This is a genomic window from Agrobacterium sp. 22-221-1, assembly GCF_053522445.1.
Genome location: NZ_JBNWCL010000010.1, coordinates 85,297 through 108,149, shown reverse-complemented (window position 1 = coordinate 108,149; position 22,853 = coordinate 85,297). Strand labels below are relative to the sequence as shown.

General features: G+C 59.0%; 20 protein-coding genes. 8 read left to right on the top strand and 12 right to left on the bottom strand.

Translation table 11 applies throughout. From position 1 onward, the window contains the following. Window positions 1-10: 10 nt before the first annotated feature. From ACQZ5N_RS16595 to ACQZ5N_RS16570, 6 genes are all read right to left on the bottom strand, one after another. Window positions 11-1,966 (bottom strand): glycoside hydrolase family 127 protein, encoded by a 1,956-nt coding sequence (locus tag ACQZ5N_RS16595; protein ID WP_448733526.1) that lies wholly within the window; start codon window positions 1,964-1,966, stop codon window positions 11-13. Between the two features lie 14 nt (window positions 1,967-1,980). Then, complete coding sequence (locus ACQZ5N_RS16590) at window positions 1,981-2,844, bottom strand: carbohydrate ABC transporter permease (RefSeq protein ID WP_448733525.1); 864 nt, start codon at window positions 2,842-2,844, stop codon at window positions 1,981-1,983. Next, on the bottom strand, window positions 2,841-3,761 hold the full coding sequence (locus ACQZ5N_RS16585; RefSeq protein ID WP_448733524.1) for a carbohydrate ABC transporter permease: 921 nt from the start codon (window positions 3,759-3,761) through the stop codon (window positions 2,841-2,843). Before ACQZ5N_RS16585 ends, ACQZ5N_RS16590 begins: the two co-directional genes overlap by 4 nt. A gap of 94 nt (window positions 3,762-3,855) precedes the next feature. Next, window positions 3,856-5,091, bottom strand: coding sequence for an ABC transporter substrate-binding protein (locus ACQZ5N_RS16580; protein ID WP_448733523.1), 1,236 nt, complete (start codon window positions 5,089-5,091; stop codon window positions 3,856-3,858). 49 nt (window positions 5,092-5,140) lie between these two features. Next, the gene (locus tag ACQZ5N_RS16575; RefSeq protein WP_448733576.1) at window positions 5,141-6,160 is read right to left on the bottom strand and encodes a LacI family DNA-binding transcriptional regulator; all 1,020 of its coding nucleotides are present in this window, start codon (window positions 6,158-6,160) and stop codon (window positions 5,141-5,143) included. A 138-nt stretch (window positions 6,161-6,298) separates the two neighbouring features. Next, window positions 6,299-7,213 carry a LysR substrate-binding domain-containing protein gene (locus tag ACQZ5N_RS16570; RefSeq protein ID WP_448733575.1) on the bottom strand — a complete coding sequence of 305 codons (915 nt, stop codon included), beginning with the start codon at window positions 7,211-7,213 and terminating at the stop codon, window positions 6,299-6,301. A gap of 118 nt (window positions 7,214-7,331) precedes the next feature. Between ACQZ5N_RS16570 and ACQZ5N_RS16565 the strand changes: the two genes are divergently transcribed. The 4 genes from ACQZ5N_RS16565 to pyk are packed head-to-tail and all read left to right on the top strand — an operon-like array spanning window position 7,332 to window position 12,440. Continuing rightward, window positions 7,332-8,630, top strand: coding sequence for an MFS transporter (locus ACQZ5N_RS16565; protein ID WP_448733522.1), 1,299 nt, complete (start codon window positions 7,332-7,334; stop codon window positions 8,628-8,630). A 21-nt stretch (window positions 8,631-8,651) separates the two neighbouring features. Next, the gene (locus ACQZ5N_RS16560; protein ID WP_448733521.1) at window positions 8,652-9,740 is read left to right on the top strand and encodes a tartrate dehydrogenase; all 1,089 of its coding nucleotides are present in this window, start codon (window positions 8,652-8,654) and stop codon (window positions 9,738-9,740) included. Then, window positions 9,737-11,002, top strand: coding sequence for a glycerate kinase type-2 family protein (locus tag ACQZ5N_RS16555; protein ID WP_448733520.1), 1,266 nt, complete (start codon window positions 9,737-9,739; stop codon window positions 11,000-11,002). The genes ACQZ5N_RS16560 and ACQZ5N_RS16555 overlap by 4 nt, the downstream gene beginning before the upstream one ends. Window positions 11,003-11,009: 7 nt before the next feature. Next, a complete protein-coding gene (gene pyk, locus ACQZ5N_RS16550) occupies window positions 11,010-12,440 on the top strand; it encodes a pyruvate kinase (protein ID WP_448733519.1) in 1,431 nt (476 codons plus the stop codon). Here pyk and ACQZ5N_RS16545 read toward each other — a convergent pair. Then, window positions 12,437-13,180, bottom strand: coding sequence for a GntR family transcriptional regulator (locus ACQZ5N_RS16545; protein WP_448733518.1), 744 nt, complete (start codon window positions 13,178-13,180; stop codon window positions 12,437-12,439). The genes pyk and ACQZ5N_RS16545 overlap by 4 nt on opposite strands. Window positions 13,181-13,328: 148 nt before the next feature. Between ACQZ5N_RS16545 and ACQZ5N_RS16540 the strand changes: the two genes are divergently transcribed. The 4 genes from ACQZ5N_RS16540 to ACQZ5N_RS16525 all read left to right on the top strand — a co-directional run bounded on the left by ACQZ5N_RS16540 (window position 13,329) and on the right by ACQZ5N_RS16525 (window position 17,507). Then, a complete protein-coding gene (locus tag ACQZ5N_RS16540; protein ID WP_448733517.1) occupies window positions 13,329-14,297 on the top strand; it encodes a tripartite tricarboxylate transporter substrate binding protein BugD in 969 nt (322 codons plus the stop codon). Between the two features lie 113 nt (window positions 14,298-14,410). Continuing rightward, window positions 14,411-15,487: a tartrate dehydrogenase gene (locus tag ACQZ5N_RS16535; RefSeq protein ID WP_448733516.1), complete on the top strand. Its 1,077-nt coding sequence runs from the start codon at window positions 14,411-14,413 to the stop codon at window positions 15,485-15,487. 30 nt (window positions 15,488-15,517) lie between these two features. Continuing rightward, a complete protein-coding gene (locus ACQZ5N_RS16530; RefSeq protein ID WP_448733515.1) occupies window positions 15,518-15,988 on the top strand; it encodes a tripartite tricarboxylate transporter TctB family protein in 471 nt (156 codons plus the stop codon). A gap of 13 nt (window positions 15,989-16,001) precedes the next feature. Then, entirely contained in the window at window positions 16,002-17,507 is a 1,506-nt protein-coding gene (locus ACQZ5N_RS16525) for a tripartite tricarboxylate transporter permease (RefSeq protein ID WP_448733574.1), read from the top strand. Window positions 17,508-18,074: 567 nt separating this feature from the next. Here the strand turns inward: ACQZ5N_RS16525 and ACQZ5N_RS16520 are convergent. From ACQZ5N_RS16520 to ACQZ5N_RS16500, 5 genes are all read right to left on the bottom strand, one after another. Further along, window positions 18,075-18,734, bottom strand: coding sequence for a CoA transferase subunit B (locus ACQZ5N_RS16520; RefSeq protein ID WP_448733514.1), 660 nt, complete (start codon window positions 18,732-18,734; stop codon window positions 18,075-18,077). 1 nt (window position 18,735) lies between these two features. Continuing rightward, complete coding sequence (locus tag ACQZ5N_RS16515) at window positions 18,736-19,452, bottom strand: CoA transferase subunit A (protein WP_448733513.1); 717 nt, start codon at window positions 19,450-19,452, stop codon at window positions 18,736-18,738. Window positions 19,453-19,636: 184 nt separating this feature from the next. Beyond that, window positions 19,637-21,082, bottom strand: a complete 1,446-nt coding sequence (locus ACQZ5N_RS16510) for an aldehyde dehydrogenase (protein WP_448733512.1) — start codon at window positions 21,080-21,082, stop codon at window positions 19,637-19,639. Between the two features lie 11 nt (window positions 21,083-21,093). Further along, complete coding sequence (locus tag ACQZ5N_RS16505; protein WP_448733511.1) at window positions 21,094-21,942, bottom strand: fumarylacetoacetate hydrolase family protein; 849 nt, start codon at window positions 21,940-21,942, stop codon at window positions 21,094-21,096. Between the two features lie 13 nt (window positions 21,943-21,955). Then, the gene (locus ACQZ5N_RS16500; RefSeq protein WP_448733510.1) at window positions 21,956-22,849 is read right to left on the bottom strand and encodes an acetoacetate decarboxylase family protein; all 894 of its coding nucleotides are present in this window, start codon (window positions 22,847-22,849) and stop codon (window positions 21,956-21,958) included. Window positions 22,850-22,853 lie beyond the last annotated feature (4 nt).

Genomic DNA, 22,853 nt, shown 5'->3' with positions numbered 1-22,853 from the left:
TGTAGGAGTCCTATTTCGCCGTCTGCAGCCAGACGAGCATGCTGCCTGGAGCGCGGTTGTCCCAGAGATGGTAAGGTACGAGGCGTAGCGAGGCCGGTTTGCGCCCGGCCGCGGCCGTACGATAGAGTGCATCGCCCCATGCAGAAGCATCTTCCTGCTCGACGGCGAGATCGATAGCGACCGCCCCGTCGAGGTTCGTCAGCACCTCGGTATTCTCCCCCGGCAGGCTGGACGGCACGACGAAGGTGTTCAGGTCGCCGCCATTGTCGACTTCCTCCGCGCAATAGACCAACGGCCCGCGCATCAGCGCAACGCGGCCGGCATCCTGCCTGACCTTGGGATTGGCGTATTGCGGCCTCAGCAAAAGCGGCAGGAATAGCGCCACCCTGTCGCCCTCGACCCATTCGCGCTCTATGCGGGCATAGCCATCGACGGTGACGGTCGGAAGATCCAGCATGTGCCCATTGATGCTGAGTGTCGCCCCATCGGCCCATGCCGGGATGCGCAGTGAGAGCGCAAAGCGCGCGGGCGCGGCGAGCGCGACGTTGAAGGCGATGCTTCCCTCCCAGGGATAATTGGTGGCCTGCTTCAGCGTAAGATCTGCGCCGTTGGCGAGCGTGCAGTGCAAGGTGCTTTCGCCATAGAGATGCACGGCGACCTCATCATCGGCTACCGCGTACATATAGGAGCCGACCGAGGCCAGGAGGCGCGCGATATTCGGGGGGCAGCAGGGGCAATGATGCCACTTCCAGCGATGATGCCCGCCAAGAGACTCCAACGGATTCTCGTAGAAGAATGTCTTGCCGTCGATGGACAAACCCGACATGGCGCCGTTGTAGAGCGCCTGCTCCATGATATCCGCATAACGCCGGTTCGGGCCGCGTCCAAGCATCCGGCTCGCCCAGAAAATAAGCCCGACCGAGGCGCAGGTCTCCGCATAGGCCGTGTCATTCGGCAAGTCGTAGTAGTCGGTGAAACCTTCGTTGGCCGCGGCCGGACCGATCCCGCCCGTGATGTACATCTGCTTGGCGGTGAGGTCGTCCCAAAGCGCGTCTAGCGCCGTGCTCAGCGTGTCGTCGTTATATTCGGTGGCGATGTCAGCCATACCGGAATAGAGATACATGGCGCGCACCGCGTGCCCAACGACTTTCCGCTGCTCGCGCACCGGCACATGGGATTGGTTGTATTCATAGGTTCCAAAGATGAAGTTCTTCGGATCGCGTTCGTCTCTGCGCGCCTCGATGTCAAAGTAATGCGGCCGGGTGCCGCGCTCGTCGATGAAGAACTTCGAGAGGTCGAGATATTTGCTTTCTCCCGTGACGCGGGCAAGCTTGACCAGGGCGAGTTCGATTTCCTCGTGGCCGCAATAGCCGGCGATCTGGCCCTCGCCGCGACCGAACACAGCAATCATGTGGTCGGCATAACGGCACATGATGTCGAGCAGCTTTCGCTTTCCCGTCGCTTGGAAATAGGCGACAGCCGCCTCCATCAGATGGCCCGCGCAATACAGTTCATGCGTATCGCGTAGGTTCGTCCATTCCCGGCCGGGAACTATACGCTGATACCACGAATTGAGATAGCCGTCCGGCCGTTGAAGCTTTTCGTAAAGATCGATGATGGCATCGACCCGTGCCTCAAGCTCGGGATTGGGCTTGCGATAAAGCGAATAGGCGGCGGTCTCGATCGACTTGCCGAAATCGCTGTCCCAGAACATCTGTGTCGATACCCGAGCCTTGCTCTCGGTGGCCGGCATGGTTGGGCTCATGCTGTGATAGGGAATGACGACACCGGGGCTCGGCTGGTTGATATCGATCTGACGAAGCGTGCCGGCCGCGATGCAGCGATCCAGAAGCGTGGCGGCGGTGGATTGACATATTGCGTCCTGTTTCTGGCCAAACAGGCCTCCCACCTCGACATCCGGGACGGCGACAGGGCGGAACTGGCGAGTTTTGGGGGTATTGCTCATGGGCTTACTCTCTTTCATTTCACAGCCCCGGCCATCAGGCCGCGCATGTAGTAGCGTTGCAGGAGGAGGAAGACGAAAAGGCAGGGCACGACCATGACGGTGACGCCAGCCTGAACCGCTCCCCAGTTGATCGCGCCGAGCCGCCCGGCACGGACTGCCGTCATCAGGACCGGCAGCGTATAGTTCTCGTTGCTCGAGAGCAGTACGAGCGCTGCCAGGAACTCGTTCCATGCATTGAGGAAGGCAAAGATGGACACCGTCGCGATGCCGGGCATGACCAGCGGCATCAGAACGCGCAACAGCAGCTTCAAATCCCGTGCTCCATCAATACGTGCAGCCTCTTCGATTTCCTTGGGCACTGCATCGAAGGCGTTGCGCATCATGAAGACAGAAAAGGGCAGTTGCAGCGTCACGTAGATCAGCATCAGACCGAACAGCGAATTGGTGAGGCCGAGCTTCGCCAGAATGATGAAGAGCGGAGTGAGGATCGACTGGAACGGGATCATCAGCGTGGCGATGATCAGCACGAAGAGCGCGTTCTTCAACGGGAAGCGGTAGCGCGAGAAGCCGTAGCCGGCAAGTACGCTGACCACCACAGTCAGGACGACAGTGCCCAGCGACACGACAAGCGAATTGACTGTATGCTGCCAAACGCCGGAGCCAAACCCGTCAAGCGTCCGGTACGCATCGATGCTGATGCCGTTGATCGGCCACGGCGGTAGCGGCGGCTGTCCGTTTTCGCTGTTCGATCGGAACGAGGCGAGGAAGCTGACAAGGAACGGCGCAAGGAAGAAGAACGCCGTTCCGATACCGACGCCGTGATAGGCGATGCGGCTCAAGAACACCTTGCGGGCGCGGATATTCCGACGGGTCTTCATGGCCGGTCGTCTCCCACTTTGAGCAGCCGGAGTTGTGCGACGCTGATGGCGACAAGAATGGCCAGAAGCGCGATGGATAGCGCTGCGCCATAGCCGAGATTGAAGGATACGAAGGACTGGTTGAAGATGTAGTAGACCACTGAAATCATCCGGTTCTGCGGCCCGCCAGACGTCATGATGTAGAACTGGTCGAAGGCGAGGATCGAGCCGGTGATCGACAGGATCAGGGCTAGCGCCAGTGTGCGGCGCATCAGCGGAAGCGTCAGGTGGCGGAAGCGCTGCCAGCGGCGCGCACCGTCGATGCGCGCGGCCTCCGTCAGTTCGGCCGGGATCGCCTGAAGTCCGGTCAGAAGAATGATCATGGTGAAGCCCGCAACCTTCCAGACCACCATGACGATGATGGTAAGGAAGGCCATGTCAAAAGTCGCAAGCAGGTTCACCTGGCTAGACGTTAGGCCGAGCGCTTGGAGCAACGGCGCAAAAAGCCCGCTGTCGACATTGGCGAGCCACACCCATAGCAGCGACGCCGAGGCAAGACCGACGACGACAGGCAGGAAAATGATGGTGCGATAGATTGAAACGAACCGTCTCTGCTTCTCCACGAAGAAGGCGAGAGGAAAGGCGATTGCGAAAATGGCGATCGTGACCACCACCGTATAGTGGGCCGTGAAGCCGAGGGCGGTGAAGAAACGCGCATCCGTCAACATGCGGGCGTAGTTTCCGAGCCCGATCCAGCGGGGTGCGCCGAGCAGCGGCCAGCGGTGCAAGCTCATCCAGAGCGTGAACAGCACGGGGATCACAAAGAACACCGTGACCAGGGCCATAGCCGGCGCGATGTAGATGAGGCCCGACAGACCTGATCTGCTTCGTTTGCGCAGCGCACGAGGCGGCCGGGATGGGACGTGGGGCGTCGTCATGGTACGTTCGCTTTCGATTGGCTGGAGCAAGGAGGAGCCTTTCGGCTCCTCCCGCGGTTTGGGCGGGAGAGTGGTCCGTTCCGCTCGGCGCCGCTTATTGTGCCGCGTCGATGATCGATTGCATGTCCGACTGCGCGTCGGCGAATGCGCCGTCGACGTCATCACCGTAGATCGCGGCGTTAATGAAAGTCGCCCACGGACCGTTCGCCGAATTGATGAGATCGTTGAACTGCAGCGTATAGGGCGTCTTGGCGACCGAGACCGCCTTCATAGCGACGCCGAGGCGGGGATCGAGGCCGGCAAGCACCTCGTCGGCAATATCCGAACGCGTCGGCAGGCTGCCGAACCTGGCCATGATCTTCTGGCCCTCGACGGAATAGATGTACTCCAGGAAGGCCTTTACGTTATCGATCCGTCTGGTGCCCTTGGTCGCGACGAAATTATCGCCGCCGGCGAAGGAGGAGGGATTGCCATCGACACTCGGAATCAGAGTCACTCCGAAATCGATCTCGGGATGCTGCGTGACCAGCGTCCCGATCGCGAAGGCGCCAAGACTCTGCTGGCCGATCTTGCCATTGGTGATCGACAGGAAATTGACGCCATTGTCGCTCGCAGAACCCGCCGGAACCGTGTCCTTGGCGATCAGGTTCCGATAGAAGTCGATTGCCTTGCGCATCTGAGGCGTGTCGAGGGTCGCCGTCTTGCCGTCTGCCGACAGGATGTCGGCGCCTGCACCCCATACGAGCGGCGTGAAGGTGAAGATCATGCATCCGCCGCAGCCGCCACCGGAGAAGTAGAAGCCGTAGGTGTCGCCGCCCAGCGCACGGATTTTCTCCGCATTGGCGGTGATCTCTTCCCAGGTTGCCGGCGCCTTTTCCGGATCCAGTCCGGCCTTCCTATAGAGTTCCTTGTTCCAGGCGAAGATCGAGGTCTCCACCGACAGCGGCAAACCATAGATCCTGCCCTTATAGGTGCCGAGCTTAACATGAGCCGGCGAGAGCGAATTGAAATAGGGCAGCGACTTCGCCCAGTCCGTCATGTCCTCGAGCTGATCAGCCGCGGCAAAGGCCGGCGTGTAGATTAAGTCGAGGGAGAGCGCGTCAGGCGCTTGTCCGCCCGCAATTGCGGTGGCGTATTTCTGAACCAGTTCGGCAAAAGGCACTTCGGTCAGTTCGACCCTGTCGCCACCCTTGGCATTGTACGCCTTGACTACCTCCTTGAAGGAATCGCCGATGCCCGACCGAACCCACATAGAGACAGTTTCCGCTGACGCGGACGACAGCATCGCAGCCGAAAACAGACATGTCGCGGCCAATAATTTCCTGAGCATGACTTTCCTCCATATCGTAGAGCGTCGTCGACGCATCCGTCTCCTCACTTCAATCAGGCGGCCTGCCTCCACAGGATTGCCTCACAACAAGCCGGCATGGCAGTTTGCGTAGGCCCGGCTCGATATACTTACCTTCGGCGAGCGCCAGCACGGTCCGGCCCGCTTCCTTGCCCAGTTCTTTCAGGTTCATGTCCACCGAGGTCAGCGGCGGGCGCGCCTGTGCAGCCAGGATCTCCCAGTTGTCGAAACCGACGACAGAGACATCATCCGGCACACGGACGCACCGCTCGCGCAGCGCGTCTATTACACCGCGCGCGATCTGGTCGTTGCCGCAGAAGATGCCGTCAGGTTTTTCGCCGGCCCGCGACCACAGGCGGCCGACGGCCTCATGCCCCCAGCTTTCCGCCCAAATGCCGCTGAGCACCTCCGCCCCCTCACCCGCGCGTGCCCGAAAGGCGCAGGCGCGCTCGCGGACCGAAGCGAAGCTTTCCGGCCCGCTGACATGCACCAGCCGTCGCCGGCCGAGACCGAGAAGCCAATCGGTGGCAAGACCCGCCCCATGCCCATCATCCGACGTTAGGGTCACGCTCTCCGGCGCGCCTTCGGTGAACGCGTAAACCACCGGAACAGGAAGCCCGGTAAGATCGACTGGAAGCGACCGGTCGATGCGTTTTCCCGTGGCGATGATGCCGTCAACCTGCTTGTCCAGCATTGCGTCGACATGGATCTTTCCCAGGGCTGGATCATCCTCGATCGCACAGAGGAAAACCGAGACGCCCTGATCCACCAACGCTTCGGACACGCCCGCCATCACGGGCAGCGTGAATCGGCCATAGGTGTCATTCGTCAGGAGGCCGATGGTGAAGGAGCGGTTGAAGAGCAGGCCCCGCGCCAGTGCATTGGGGCGGAAACCGATGCTCTCCGCCACCTGCTTTATCCGATCACGCGTCTCAGCCGCCATCCGACCATTGTCATTCAGCGCCTTGGAGACGGTGGAAACACTGACGCCGGCGGCGCGAGCAACATCGTGGATCGTGATACGTCCTGCTCTGGTGCGTTGGTTGCTCAGTTCCACCTCCTATTCGACAGGAGATGAGAAAACCTTTGCGCAACGCAAATGTCAATATGAGAAAACCTTTTCTCAAGGAAAATCGATGACGACACCAAGTTTGAAAAAGTTCGCCCGTCGGAGTAGCGACAGTCGATGTCACGATAGAACAGCGTATCGATCGGCGTGGCGGTCAAGTAGATCCAACACCGCGTCCCTCCCCTGGTGGCGTACTGCCTTCACCCACGCCACCGCCAGCGGCAGCGTTTTCAACGGGCGACCGTCAAGCGATCTCAAGGGAATGTAACGGACGCCGGAAACAGTAAGCTTAGAGGTCCAGCGCGGCACCACCGCGCATCCTATGCCGGCGGCGACCAGGTTGATGATTGTCTGTTTCTCATCGGCCACCTGGGCGATACGCGGATGAATCCCGGCCTGTGCGAAGATGTCGAGTGTCAGGTCGTAGCTGTGGGGCCGGGACCGGCGCTCCGGAACGATGAGCGGCTCGTCCAGCAGATCCGCAACCGTGACTTCCGGCAGGTCCGCCAACATGTGGCTTTCCGGCACGGCCACCACGGGCGTTTCCTTCAGGAGCAACCTCACGCCGAGATTGCGGCTCATCCCTTCCCTCGGTCGAATGAAGATGAGGTCCAGGCGGCCGGCCAGCAGCTTGGGAATAAGCCGGATTGATTTGTCCTCGACAAGTTGGGTGACAAGGTCCGGCTTTTCCTCTCTGAGATCATGAAGCACTTGGGGAACAAGGCCGGCCGCCGCGCTGTCTATGGCGCCAATCCGGAGGACAGTGCTTGGTCGATGCCTTTCGGCCCTGAACCGCTGCTCCAGCTCGTCAAGGCGGCCGAGGATGGGACGCACTTCTTCCAGAAGAACGATGCCGTCCTCGGTCAGCGAAACATTTCGCGTGGTTCTCTCCAGCAAAGGTGCCCCCAGCGCCTCTTCCAGCAGTTTGACGTGCCTGCCCAAAGATGCGGGCAAAAGGCCCACCTTTTGCGCTGCCCGTCCAAAATGCAGTTCTTCCGCGACCGCCACGAAACATCTCAGTTGCTCAAGCTCCACCCTGATCTCCATTATTTCATTTCTTTATATAATCATATGAAGATGTGATCCGATGCAAGCCCCAGCTATTGTTTTTTAATGACGCAGGAGGCGTCAGGATTTTTGGGAGGAGCTCGCTATGACCAGCGAACTGGAAACGCGCGTCTTGCGCAAGATTACGTGGCGCATCGTGCCATTCATAATGGTCCTGTATCTCATCGCCTTCATTGATCGCGTGAATATCGGTTTCGCATCGCTGACGATGAACCAGGACCTCGGGTTTTCATCGACCGTCTTCGGCGTCGGCGCCGGCATCTTTTTCCTCGGCTATTTCCTGTTTGAAGTTCCGTCGAACCTGATCCTGAACAAGGTTGGCGCGCGCATCTGGATCGCCCGGGTGATGATCACCTGGGGCATCGTTTCGGGCGCCATGGCGCTTGTGCAGGGTACGACAAGCTTCTACACGCTTCGTTTTCTTCTGGGCGTTGCTGAAGCAGGTTTCTTCCCGGGCATTATCCTTTATCTGAGCTACTGGTTCCCGGCGCGCAGGCGTGCCGCCGTCACGGCGATGTTCATGGCAGCCGCTCCGCTTGCCACAGCGATAGGCTCACCCATTTCCGGTGCGTTACTGGAAATGCATGGCATATGGGGCCTCGCGGGCTGGCAGTGGATGTTCATCATCGAAGCTATCCCGGCTCTGATCCTTGGCGTTGTCGTTTTGTTCTATCTGACTGATCGCCCGGAAAAAGCCAGCTGGCTTTCCGTCGACGAGCGCGCCTGGTTGGTGAAGACTATGGACCAGGAGCAGGCTGGCAAGCCCAAGGCGAGCCACAGCATCTGGGCAGGCCTGGCAGACCTGCGGGTACTGGCACTGTCGCTGGTGTACTTTGGCACATCCGCTGGCCTATACACGCTGGGCATCTGGGCACCGCAAATCATCAAGGGATTTGGACTTTCCTCGTTCCAGGTCGGTCTCATCAATGCCATTCCGGCTGTTTTCGCGGTCATCGGCATGATCCTTTGGGCTCGCCACTCCGACAAGACCGGCGAGCGCACCTGGCATGTTGTCGGCGCCTGCCTACTCGCTGCTGCCGGACTGGCTCTGGCGACCGGCGCAACGACCGTCTTCGCGGTGTTGGCTGCCCTGACGCTCGTTAATATCGGTATCAGCGCCTCCAAACCACCGCTTTGGAGCATGCCGACCCTTTTCCTGTCGGGACCGGCCGCTGCTGCAGGCATTGCGACGATCAACTCGATCGGCAACCTCGGAGGTTTCGTCGGCCCGTCCATGATCGGCTGGATCAAGGATACGACCGGAAGCTTTGCCGGTGGTCTCTATTTCGTCGCCGCATTGCTTATCGTTTCGGCTGTCGTCACCCTGCTACTTTCCCGCGGCGCCTCGCGTCAGGCCGGGCAAACGGCTTCCATCCAACACTGATACGATAATTGGAGAGACATCATGCGTGAATACAAGATAGCTGCCATTCCTGCGGATGGCATTGGGCCGGAAGTGATTGCGGCGGGACTTCAGGTTCTCGAAGCGCTGGAAAAGCGTAGCGGCGACTTCAAGATCCACTCGGAAACCTTCGACTGGGGGTCCGACTACTACAAGAAACACGGCGTGATGATGCCGGCGGACGGGCTGGAAACGCTCAAGAAATTTGATGCGATCTATTTCGGCGCCGTGGGTGCGCCGGATGTGCCTGACCACATCACGTTGTGGGGCCTGCGTCTGCCGATCTGCCAGGGGTTCGACCAGTATGCGAATGTGCGCCCCACCAAGATCCTGCCGGGCATCACGCCACCGTTGCGCAATTGCGGCCCGGGCGATCTCGATTGGGTTATCGTGCGCGAAAACTCGGAGGGTGAATATTCCGGTCATGGCGGGCGTGCACACAAGGGCCTGCCGGAGGAAGTCGGCACCGAAGTGGCGATCTTTACCCGCGTCGGTGTCTCCCGCATCATGCGCTACGCGTTCAAGCTGGCTCAATCCCGCCCGCGCAAGCTGCTCACCGTCGTCACCAAGTCGAATGCGCAGCGCCACGGTATGGTCATGTGGGACGAAATCGCCGCGGAAGTATCGAAGGAATTCCCCGACGTCACCTGGGACAAGATGCTGGTGGACGCCATGACGGTTCGCATGACGCTGAACCCGAAGAGCCTCGACACGATCGTTGCCACCAACCTCCATGCCGACATTCTCTCCGATCTGGCCGGTGCGCTGGCAGGCTCGCTCGGCGTGGCTCCCACCGGCAACATCGATCCGGAACGCCGCTTCCCGTCAATGTTCGAACCGATCCACGGATCTGCTTTCGACATTACCGGCAAGGGCATCGCCAATCCAATCGCCACCTTCTGGACGGCAGCCCAGATGCTTGAACATCTCGGCGAAAAGGAAGCCGCAGCGCGACTGATGGCGGCCGTCGAGCGCGTCACCGAGGCCGGCATCCTGACGCCGGACGTCGGCGGCACAGCCAATACGCAGCACGTCACAGACGCCGTCTGCGAGGCAATCGCAGGGTCCAATATTCTGGTTGCCGCAGAATGATGTGGAACGATGCGTCCGCCTGCGATGTGCTGCGTCGAATCTTTGACGCAGCGGTTGCGAGCGCCGATCCAGCCAAGGTGGTCGCATCCCACCTGCCGGAACGGCCGAAGGGCCGCTGCGTCGTGATCGGCGCCGGCAAGGCCTCGGCCGCAATGGCCGCGGCTCTCGATACCGCCTGGAGCGATGTGGATCTCGCCGGGATCGTCGTAACCCGTTACGGCCACGCCGTACCTGCCGGGCGTATCGAAATCATCGAAGCATCTCATCCCGTTCCTGATAAAATGAGCGTCGAGGCAGCAACCCGCATCATGGCGGCAGTAGGCAATCTGGGACCCGACGATCTGGTGATCGCACTGATTTCAGGTGGCGGATCTTCACTTCTCGTTTCCCCTGCCGGACGCATGACGCTCGACGACAAGAAAGCTGTCAACAGGGCGCTCTTGGCAAGTGGTGCCACGATCTCCGAAATGAACACCGTGCGCAGACAGCTTTCTGGGATCAAGGGTGGCCGCCTTGCACAGGCCGCCCACCCCGCCCGTGTCGTCACACTGGTTGTCTCCGATGTACCGGGTGACGACCCATCGGAAATCGCTTCCGGCCCGACGGTCGCAAACCCGACAACCGTGGATGACGCCAGGGAAATTGTGAGCCGATATCGGCTGAAACTTCCTGAGACAGCCGTCGAGGTCCTGGCTAATGGCGGTGCAGCGGCAGGTCAGGACCCAAATGCAGAGGTCAGGATGATCGCCTCTCCGGGCATGGCGCTTGTTGCCGCTGCACAAACCGCTCGCTCTTACGGACTGAAGCCCCTGATCCTCGGCGATGCGCTACAGGGGGAAGCAAGAGAAGTTGGAACCGTATTTGCCGGGATGGCGCTATCGGCAAAGCAGAATGGCAATCCGATTTCCGGTCCGGCAGTCATCCTGTCCGGCGGTGAAACCTCTGTCTCGCTTCCGCCTGACGCCACAGGTCGCGGCGGGCGCAACACCGAGTTCCTGCTCAGTCTCGCCATTGGCCTGAATGGAGCAGACGGCATCTGGGCGATCGCGGGTGATACAGATGGCATAGACGGTGTTGAAGATGCCACCGGAGCCATCGTTACGCCGTCAACCTTGTCCCGCTTGCGCCAAGCCGGCATCACACCGCGCGCGGCCCTTTCGGGCCACGATAGCTACACCGCGTTCAAGGCGATCGACGACCTCGTGGTCACCGGGCCGACCCTTACCAATGTCAACGACATTCGTGCCATCCTGATTGGATAGAAACACCATGTTCATTCGCAGCAATCGCAGGGCCAAGATCGTCGCAACGGTCGGGCCCGCCTCCAACTCGCCCGAAATTCTGAAGGCGCTTTTCAATGCAGGCGTCGATACCTTCCGGCTCAACTTCAGCCACGGAAACCGCGACGATCATGCCGCTGTCTATCGCTATATCCGGGCGATGGAGAAGGAATTAGACACGGCGATCGGCATCCTGCAGGATCTCCAGGGACCGAAGATCCGTATTGGGGTCCTGGGGGATGGGCGTCTCGACCTCCAGAAGGGCGCTGCCATCCGCTTCGTCTGCAGCACAGAGCCCGGCAAGGGCCTGATGGATATCCCGCTCCCCCATCGCGAGATTTTTGCAGCCGTCAAGCCGGGCGATGATCTGCTGATCGATGACGGCCGGGTGCGGGTACGCACCGTGAGCATCGATGACGAGCATCTCGATGCAGAGGTCATTGTCGGCGGCCCGATTTCCAACCGCAAGGGTGTCAATGTCCCCGGCGCGGTACTCGACATATCGCCGCTGACCACGAAGGACCGAAAAGACCTCGAGTTCGGCCTTGAGCTTGGGGTCGACTGGGTCGCGCTTTCATTTGTCCAGAAAGCGCGTGACATGATCGAGGCACGTTCGCTCGTCAGCAATCGCGCCGGGCTCGTCGCCAAGATCGAGAAGCCATCTGCGCTGGACGAGATCGACGATATCGTCGCACTTTCAGATGCGATTATGGTTGCACGCGGCGATCTGGGCGTCGAAATCCCGCCCGAAGACGTCCCCAGCAAGCAGAAGGAGATTATCCGCGCATGCCGGATGGCGGCAAAGCCGGTGATCGTCGCAACGCAGATGCTGGATTCCATGGTTTCGGCGCCGACCCCGACACGGGCAGAGGCTTCGGATGTCGCCGGCGCAATATACGACGGCGCGGACGCAGTGATGCTGTCGGCAGAATCTGCCACCGGTTCCTATCCGATCGAAACTGTAGAGATGATGGGCCGCATCATAGAAAAGACCGAGAAGCACAAGCTCTACCGTCCGATTATGGAAGCAACCGAGCCGGAGATCGTACAGTCGCCGCCGCATGCGGTAGCGGCCGCAGCAGCAAACGTGGCTGTGGCAGTCAAGGCGCCTGTAATCGTTGCCTATACCGCAAGCGGAACGACCGCAGCAAGAATATCGCGGGCGCGCCCTGCTTTGCCAATCATGGCGCTGACGCCTTCTGAACAGGTGGCTCGGCAACTCAGCCTCTTTTGGGGTGTCGTCGGCTTGCGTTCGCAAGATATCGTCACTTACGAACAATCTATCCAGCGGGCTGAGCAGGCAGCAATCGATACAGACCTTGCCAGAGCGAATGACCAGATCGTCGTTGTGACCGGCTTTCCTTTCTCTCAATCTGGCAGCACCAACAACCTTCGCGTTGCTCAAATCGGCAAATGCTAGAGGTTTCGCAGGTTTAGCTTTGCGATCAAGGGGACAAGAGCGTTGTGAGCGTGCTGGCGATGTGATCGTGCGGCCCTGCTTGCGGCTTCTGCGTCCCCTTTGTCAATCGCCTGGATTATCTCCCAGTGCTCATCTGAAGAGTGGATAGGAAGGGGACGTAAATTGAGAGTGAACATTCGGGCGCGGTGCAGTTGATCCGCAACCGTGCCGGCCATACGCATGAGACGTCGGTTGCCGCTCCTGGCAACCAACTCCTCATGAAATCGCTCGTCGGCTGCCGCCCACGCCTCCAGATCGTTCTCAGCTAGCGCCCCGACCATTGAGACGGTCGCTGATTGCAATATCTGCACGACAGGGGTACGTTCTTCCATCTGTAATTGTGCGAGGCGTGCTGCTGCCGCTCCCTCCAGAGCAATAATCACTTCATAGATTTCCTCGATGTCAGCAGGCGATAGCGCACAGATGATTATACCCTTTTTGGGAAGGATACGAACCAGCCCGTCTTCCTGAAGCCGTGCCATGGCCTCATGGACCGGGGTTCTGCTCATTCCCAATTGACGGGCAATCTCGATCTCAGCCGCCTGATAACCGGGAGGAAAGACATTCGACCGAATTGCCTCCTTGATCGCACTATAGGCAGCGGTCACCCGACCAGAACCTGCCGTATCAATGCTACTGTCCGGGGCGTCCTGAGGCATATCTCGCGGCACCACGCCGGCGACATCGTTTGCTGTAATCATAATGAACCTTCAATTGTTCAGCATCCTTTATAGTGACGATCCAGCCAATTGACAAACGCGGATACTTCGATACATTCCAACTTGCATGCAAGTAAGCATGGAACAGAGTGTGGAGGCACTCTGGCGCGCACTTGAGGAGGAAGTCGCGATGAAGAAAATGCTTGTGGCGCTCACGGGCGCCCTTCTGGCAACGTCGAGCGTTCTGGCCCACGCCCAGGAAAATTATCCACAGAAGCCGATTACCATCATGGTCCCCGCTGCGGCAGGCGGCCCCAGCGACACGGTCGCCCGACTTGTCGCTCAATCCATGTCGAAATCTCTTGGACAGCAGGTTCTCGTGGAAAATATGGGCGGAGCCGGCGGCTCACTCGGAGCGGCGACCGTGGCGCAGGCAGATCCAGACGGATATCGCCTGCTGCTCTACCACATCGGCGTCGCGACTTTCGCGGCTCTCTATCCTAAGCTGACATACAAGCCGATTGAAGATTTCTCGAGCATCGGGCTGATCACCGAAGTGCCGATGACGATCGTCGGCAGGAAAAATTTCGAGCCAAAGACATTTGCCGAACTCGTAGCCTACGTGAAGAAGAGTGGCCCTCAGGTGACGTTCGGAACGGCAGGAACCGGCGCGGTTTCCGATCTATGTGGACGTCTTATTCAGGACGCGCTCGGCACCAAGATCACGCTTGTCCCCTACAAGGGCATGGGACCGGCAATGACCGATCTCATCGGCGGACGCATAGATCTGGCATGCGACCAGACGACCAATACGGTGCAACAGATAAAGGCAAACGAAGTTCATGCCTATGCCGTGACGACAAAGGCGCGGATAGACGTACTGCCCGATGTCCCCACGGTTGCCGAAGGCGGCATCCAGGATTTCGAACTGAGCGCCTGGCATGCACTTTGGGCACCGAAGAATACGCCCGAGCCTATTCGCAACAAGCTGGCCGAGGCGCTTCGGGGCGCCCTCAAGGATCCCGTAGTCATCGAACGGTTCGCAAGTCTCGGAACCTCGCCGGTTTCGCCGGATCTCGCAACGCCTGCGGCCCTCGATCAAAAGTTCGAGGCCGAAGTAGAGCGCCTTACGAAGCTGATCAGCGAGACGGGAAAATAAGGCATCCCGCTGGCGGATCCCTGCAAGGGATCGGCGGAACGAACGTTCCGGGCGACCATTTGCCGTGTCCTTTTGGACACGGCTTGCTCTCAATCGATGTTTCGAGGTTTCTTATGCGTGAATACAAGATAGCTGCCATTCCTGCGGATGGCATTGGGCCGGAAGTGATTGCGGCGGGACTTCAGGTTCTCGAAGCGCTGGAAAAGCGTAGCGGCGACTTCAAGATCCACTCGGAAACCTTCGACTGGGGGTCCGACTACTACAAGAAACACGGCGTGATGATGCCGGCGGACGGGCTGGAAACGCTCAAGAAATTTGATGCGATCTATTTCGGCGCCGTGGGTGCGCCGGATGTGCCTGACCACATCACGTTGTGGGGCCTGCGTCTGCCGATCTGCCAGGGGTTCGACCAGTATGCGAATGTGCGCCCCACCAAGATCCTGCCGGGCATCACGCCACCGTTGCGCAATTGCGGCCCGGGCGATCTCGATTGGGTTATCGTGCGCGAAAACTCGGAGGGTGAATATTCCGGTCATGGCGGGCGTGCACACAAGGGCCTGCCGGAGGAAGTCGGCACCGAAGTGGCGATCTTTACCCGCGTCGGTGTCTCCCGCATCATGCGCTACGCGTTCAAGCTGGCTCAATCCCGCCCGCGCAAGCTGCTCACCGTCGTCACCAAGTCGAATGCGCAGCGCCACGGTATGGTCATGTGGGACGAAATCGCCGCGGAAGTATCGAAGGAATTCCCCGACGTCACCTGGGACAAGATGCTGGTGGACGCCATGACGGTTCGCATGACGCTGAACCCGAAGAGCCTCGACACGATCGTTGCCACCAACCTCCATGCCGACATTCTCTCCGATCTGGCCGGTGCGCTGGCAGGCTCGCTCGGCGTGGCTCCCACCGGCAACATCGATCCGGAACGCCGCTTCCCGTCAATGTTCGAACCGATCCACGGATCTGCTTTCGACATTACCGGCAAGGGCATCGCCAATCCAATCGCCACCTTCTGGACGGCAGCCCAGATGCTTGAACATCTCGGCGAAAAGGAAGCCGCAGCGCGACTGATGGCGGCCGTCGAGCGCGTCACCGAGGCCGGCATCCTGACGCCGGACGTCGGCGGCACAGCCAATACGCAGCACGTCACAGACGCCGTCTGCGAGGCAATCGCAGGGTCCAACATTCTCTGACAGTTCATGTCGAGGTTCGGGAGAGAAAAAATGGAAGACTCGTCGGTCAGGTACAGCCGCCACAACGGGATTGCGGGCGGTATATTCATCGCGATCGCGGCCCTCTTCATCGTGCAGGGTTCGAAATACGACTTCGGAAGCGCGCTGCAGATGGGCCCGGGCTTTTTCCCGATCGTGCTGGCCGTGACACTTTTCATATTTGGATCGCTGATCCTGATCGATGGATTGCGCAAGCCGCCGGAGCCAGTCGATGGCGCCGTGCCCTGGCGCGGACTGATCCTCGTGTGCTTGGCGCTTGCGGTCTTTGGCGCCGGGGCTCGTTCGCTCGGGCTCATCCCGGTCGTTTTCCTCTGTACCTTCATGACGGCCCTTGCCTCGCGGAAGAACGCGCCTCTGTCCGCCCTGGTCAGCGCGCTCGCCATGGCAGTCCTGTGCTACGTGATCTTCAAGATCGGTCTTGCCGTATCGCTGCCGACCTTCGGTCCGGCTCTCGGCTTCTGAGGTGGCTTCGATGATGGATCTGTTTTCCAATCTCGCGCTTGGGTTTGAAACGGCGCTGACGCCTGTCAATATCGTCTGGTGCTTTGTCGGCGTGCTGCTTGGCACACTGGTTGGTGTGTTGCCCGGCATAGGGCCGACTGCGACGATTGCCATGCTGCTGCCGATAACCTTTACGTTCTCGCCCGTGACATCGCTCATCATGTTATCCGGCATTTATTATGGCGCTCAGTACGGCGGATCAACGACGGCGATCCTCATTAATCTGCCGGGGGAAAGTTCCTCGGCGGTGACCGCCATCGACGGTTATCAGATGGCAAGGAAAGGACGGGCGGGTCAGGCTTTGGCCACGGCAGCCCTTGGGTCTTTTTTCGCGGGATGCGTGGCAACCATGCTCCTGGCGATTGCAGCGCCGCCTCTTGCCGCGGTCGCGCTTGAATTCGGCGCACCGGAATATTTCGCGCTGATCGTTCTCGGCCTTCTGGTATCGATCTCGCTTGCGCATGGCTCCGTCCTGAAGGCGCTCGGCATGATCATCGTCGGCCTGTTGCTGGGCACCGTTGGGCAGGACATCTACACCGGCGAAGAGCGCTTCACCTTCGGATATCTGGAGCTGTCGCAAGGCATCAACTTCGTCTCCATCGCTGTTGGCGTGTTCGGCGTCGCGGAAATCTTCCGCAATCTGCAGCACGAGCATACGCGTGAAGTAGGTGTAAAAAGAGTGACTAACCTGTGGCTTAGCAAGCAGGATTTCCGCCGGATCGTGGGTCCGGTCTTGAGAGGCACTGCGCTCGGATCGATCCTGGGCGTCCTTCCCGGCGGCGGACATGTGCTCGCCTCGTTCGCGAGCTATTCTGCGGAAAAGAATCTCTCCAAGACGCCGGAAGAGTTCGGTCACGGCGCAATCGAAGGCGTGGCCGGTCCAGAAAGCGCCAACAACGCCGCCGCCCAGACATCTTTCATCCCGCTACTCACTCTCGGCATCCCAGCACATCCGGTCATGGCCCTGATTGTGGGAGCTTTCATATTGCAGGGGATCACGCCCGGTCCTGATGTGATCAACAGTCAGCCCGCACTGTTCTGGGGCATCATCGCGTCCATGTGGGTCGGCAACCTCCTGCTCGTCATCCTCAATCTCCCACTCATCGGGCTATGGGTGAAGATGCTGACGATTCCCTATCGGATGCTATTTCCAGCGATCGTCGTCTTTGCTTCGATCGGCTGCTACTCAATCAACAACAATCCGTTCGATGTCTACGCCATCATCGCCTCCGGCGTTCTCGGATATGTTCTCATCCGCGTTGGCTGCGAACCGGCGCCGCTCCTGCTCGGCTTCGTTCTTGGGCCGCTGCTTGAGGAACATTTGCGCCGGGCCATGATCATCTCGCGCGGTGATCCGACGGTATTTGTCACAAACCCCATTGCCGCCTCCCTTCTTGGGATCGGGCTGCTGTGCGTAATTGCCGCCTTGCTGCCATCCATCCGTTCGAAGCGCGATCAGGTATTCGTTGAGGACGATTGAGCAGACGGTTCGAAAGCCGACTTAAAAACGAATGCAACCAATCATGTGCATTCCGCCACGTCTTTTTCTTTACAACACTCACGTCGCATATTGGACCGTCGGACACGCGGCCTGCCAGGAGATCTTCGGGCTGGAGAACGTCAATTCGAACCGGGGCGCTACCCCGGTGGCAAAGTCATTCTCTCATGACTTTCGAACTCGACCTTCGCCACCGCCGTGGAGGGCGGGTGCTTTAAATGGGCACCTTTGTAGCGCGGCTGAAATGAAATAGGGCAGAACGGCTTTCTTGATCAAGGACGTGGTTGATCTTCAGCCGGAAGCCATTCTTCTCAGACACGGTTATAACGATCATGCTGCAAGGCCGCCTCCTAGCCGTCAAGACCATGACGAGTACGTTGGCCACCAAGGAAAAAAAGCGGCGTTATGTTCTCAGGACGCCCACGATCTTGAACCCGTTGAACTCAATTTTTACAGACAACGGACAATCAACTCTTTGGCCAAAACATGACTTGGGTGCGGTTTGCGGTAGGGCCGAATAGAGCTTGTCACGAGCACCACCATTACCAACTATATCGAACTGTCACAGGTAAGCAGAACACTGAACGACGCGGGCGTTCTTGATCGAATTTCCGCCAGGGACACATCTTGTGCCAACTCGATCAAGCACATTCCCGTCGTACCCTTTCGATCGATTTTGAAGACGCCGAGATCCGTGATAATGAGATCGGCGACCCCACGACCCGTAAGCGGCAAGGTACATTCTCCAACGAGTTTCGGTTCGCCACCGGCTTGATGTTCCATCAATACGATCACGCGCTTGGCGCCGGCAACGAGATCCATCGCGCCACCCATGCCCTTCACCATCTTTCCCGGAATCATCCAATTGGCAAGATCGCCTCTTTCGGACACTTGCATTGCGCCAAGGATAGAAAGATCGATATGACCGCCCCGGATCATTGCGAAGCTCTCGGCCGACGAAAAGTAACTGGTGTTGGGTGCCTCTGTGATGGTTTGTTTGCCGGCATTGATCAAATCGGCATCTTCTTCTCCATCGATGGGAAACGGCCCCATCCCAAGCATCCCGTTCTCGCTCTGGAGCGTCACTTCCATTCCTTGCGGTATGAAGTTTGCCACGAGCGTGGGTATACCGATTCCCAAATTCACGTAAAAGCCGTCTTTCAGTTCACGCGCGGCTCGCGCAGCCATCTGTTCCCGGGTCCACGCCATGTCAGGCAAGCTCCTTGTGCGGTTTGGGCCGAACCGTCCGTTGTTCGATCCGCTTTTCAGGATTCGACACCTGCAGAACCTTCTGTACAAAGATGCCAGGTGTATGGACGCCATCGGGATCAATGGTCCCCGCGGGGACAAGGTGCTCAACCTGGGCTATGGTCACTTTGGCCGCGGTCGCCATCACGGGATTGAAATTTCTTGCAGTTTTTCGATAGACAAGGTTACCTTCAGTGTCCCCTTTGAACGCATGGATAATAGCGAGATCTGCGACTAGGCTGGTTTCTAAAATGTACTCGGCGTCGCCGAACATTCGCGTTTCCTTGCTGTCAGCAACGACCGTCCCAACGCCAGTCTTCGTGTAGAACCCAGGGATCCCAGCACCGCCTGCCCGAATTCGTTCAGCCAATGTTCCCTGGGGGTTGAATTCCAGTTCGAGTGCGCCTGACAGGAACTGTGCGGCAAACAGCTTGTTCTCCCCGACATAGGAAGAGATCATTTTTCGGATTTGACGGCTTTCTAGCAGGATGCCGAGTCCGAAATTGTCGATGCCGGCATTGTTCGAGATAACTGTGAGGTCCTTCACGCCCGATTGACGGATTGCCTCGATAAGGACCGTGGGAATACCGCAGACACCGAAGCCGCCGGCCATGATTGTCATTCCATCGAACAATGTATCGGCCAGAGCTTCCTGTGGATTTACAACGACTTTTTTCATCTCCCTCTCCGGATCTGGGTGGCACCTTTGCGAACGAGCCAATGTCAATAGCAGCGTGGCTCGGGCCTGGCTCAGCGACGCCTCAGTCGCCAAGCCGTCCCGGTCGGTCGGCAAATAGTCCGATAGCTGCGCGATGTGGGCCGGCCGCCGGCCGAGCAAACACGTGGAATGCAGTTTGGTTCAATTAGAATGGATAGCCTTGCTTCGGATCCTCGATGGTGATCCACCGAAGATCGGTGAACTCTGAGATCGCTGCTTTGCCACCGAACCGTCCCCACCCTGATTCCTTGACGCCCCCGAAAGGCATCTGCGGCTCATCGGCAACTGTCGGCCCGTTAATATGGCAAATGCCGGACTTGATGCGCGCCGCGATTCTCAAACCGGCCGTGACATCGCTCGTATAGAGCGAAGCGGCAAGTCCATACTCAGTGTCGTTTGCGATTGCGACAGCTTCCTCCGCATCCTTCACGCGGATGATCGGTTTGACGGGTCCAAAGGACTCCTCGCCGTATATTCGCATTGCCGGTGTGACATGATCGAGGACTGTTGCTTCGACCACGGCACCATTCCGCCTGCCCCCGGCGATGATTTTGGCGCCCTTGTCCAAGGCGTCTGCAATAATTGCGTCCATCTTCAACGCAGCCTCAAGACTCACCAACGCCCCTAAAACATTCGGGCCATTGGGGTCATCCGCAGGCAGTTTATCGGCTTTCTCAGCGAGCGCCTTCGTGAACTGGTCAGCAATGGTTTCAACGACGATTATGCGCTCCGTCGACATGCATATCTGGCCCATGTTCATAAAAGCTCCGAACACCGCACCATTGACCGCAGCCTCAACATCCGCATCGTCAAGCACGATGAATGGGGCTTTGCCACCAAGTTCCAACAAGCAAGGCTTGAGCTCCTCCGCGCACAGCTTTGCGATGATCCGGCCGACGCGGGTCGAACCGGTGAAATTTACTCTCTTCACCTCCGGCGCCCGGACAAGCGCTTCGACGATCCGGGCTGCATCCTCCGGAGTATTCGTTATGACATTCACGACGCCTGAAGGAATTCCTGCGTCATTCAGCACCTCGCCGATCATCCGATGGGTTCGGGGGCACATTTCGGATGCTTTAAGCACCACGGTGTTGCCGCAGGCCAAAGGTGTGGCGATTGCGCGCGTACCAAGAATGACCGGAGCATTCCAGGGAGCGATGCCAACACAAACCCCAACTGCTTGGCGGACAGCCATTGCCATGCTGCCGGGTTTCTCGCTGGGGATGATTTCCCCGGCAATCTGGGTCGTCATTGATGCCGCCTCTCGCAGCATCTTCGCAGCAACGGAGACGTTGAAGGCGCCCCAAGGGCCGGTCGCACCTGTTTCCTCCGTCGTAGACGCGATGAAATCGCCGGAGCGCTGCTCCATAAGGTCTGCGGCCTTAAGAAGGAGCTTTCGCCGCTCATGCGGACCTTTTGCCGACCAAGCAGGGAAAGCCTCGTGCGCGGCGCGCACCGCGGCGACCGCGTCTTCCGGCGAGCCGGCTGCTACAACTGAAGCGACCTCGTTATTATAAGGGTTAAGCCTCTGGAACGTCTTGTTTCGTGACGCGAGCACGCTCCTTCCGGAAATCAAAAGATCTACGTCCATGTCGTTTCTCCTCATTCGGCGACAAAGTGGTTTTCGATAACGCCGAGGCCGCTGACTTCCACTCGCACGACGTCCCCCGGCTTCATGAACGTTTCTGTCGCAATTCCTACGTTCGACGGCGTTCCGGTTGCGATGATATCGCCCGGTTCGAGGGTCATCACGGTTGAGAGATAGGCGATTTGATCCCAGATGTTATAGATCATGTCGCCAGTCGAGGTCCGCTGGCGCTCTTCACCATTGAGGGAGAGCGTAAGGGTCAAATCGTGAGGATCAACGATCTCGTCGTCGGTGGTGATCCACGGGCCAATTGGACCGTGCGTGTCGAAGCTCTTGCCGAGTGTATAGGTGGGCGAGCGGAACTGCCAGTCACGCGCCGTGACGTCGTTCGCGACGAAATAGCCAGCAATAACGGACCGGGCGTCCTCCCGCCTGACATGCCGGCATTTTCTTCCGATGACAAAACCCAGTTCAGCCTCGTAATCGACCTTTTCGGAGACGTTTGGGATCACAATGTCGTCGAAGGGCCCATTGATGCAGGTGACCTGCTTATTGAACCAGAGCTGCGACTTTGGGGTCGCGATCCCCGCGGCGGCAGCCTCCTCGGCATGAGCCTTGTAATTCATCCCGATGGCCAGGAATTTGCGGGGATCATCGATCGGCGCAAGCAAACGCACTTCGGACAGTAGGAAACAGGGCGCGTTCACGGACTGAACGGCGGGTCGCAGTTCGTGCAACCTTTCGATCAAGAGCTTCATGGAGCCATTCAGGGCAGGCGCGATATTTGTGAGATCGAAGACGTAGTCGCCTTCGACCCTCCCAAGTCTGGTTTTTCCTTCGACCGCAAATCTGGCAAGTTTCATATCTTTTTCCTGTTCATTCTGTCGCCGGTTCGACCGGTCGGATGCTGTTTACGGATACACCGATGCCAGGTCCCGAAAAGGCGACCATTTCGGTCCTGACAACTTCGAGACATGGGAGGTCTGCAATGGTGTTGACGATGTGGAAGGTCGTCGGGAGTTGCTCGAACGTGGCGCGATGCCAGTTGAAGCTGCCATTGGCCCTCCACCGTTTGAAGTCGTAGCCCTCGAAACTGATGGCATCGGGACGGCCTTCGCCTGGCCGCGGCGCCGGCGTGGTGACATAGGCGACGTCGGCGCCGCCCCCCTTCTGCGGGTTCGTGCGGGGCACATATTTATAGTACATGGCCGCGCCACCGCCCGAACCGGGCAGGCTCGGTGGTGCATCGTCCTCGACCATATCGGTGAGCGCGATATCGAAGAACTTGAAGCCGAACCAGGACGTCTCGCAAGAAGCCGTACCTTTTTCGCGCTCCCAGGCAATTTCGGGCATGTCGCAAAAGAGTTTCGGGAAACCCATCTCGTCGCGGCCGGTCAGGATCGCCTCGGGTTGGCCCTCCCAGATCACCGGGCAAAAGGAGCCCTCAAGCGTCTCGGTCTTTCCGCGGTAGGTCACCGGAAAGTCAAGCGACAGAATGCCGTAACCTCGACCGGCGAGCCAGTAGAGGTTCTTGAACCAGGCACAGGAAACGCTGAGCAATGGCTCGCCTCGCAAACTCATGCCGGGCGGCAGAAGAGCTTTCAGCTTCTCGGCATCGGTGCGGTAGGTGATTGCCATCCATTCCGCATTCATCGTGCCGGTGTCTTCCAGTGACCACATGCCACCGCCGGGCCTTTGGCGCGGACCAACCGCCGGTCCGAAGACGACGGGCATTCGGTAACGATGGTCGGGATGAGGTGTAAAACTCATGAAT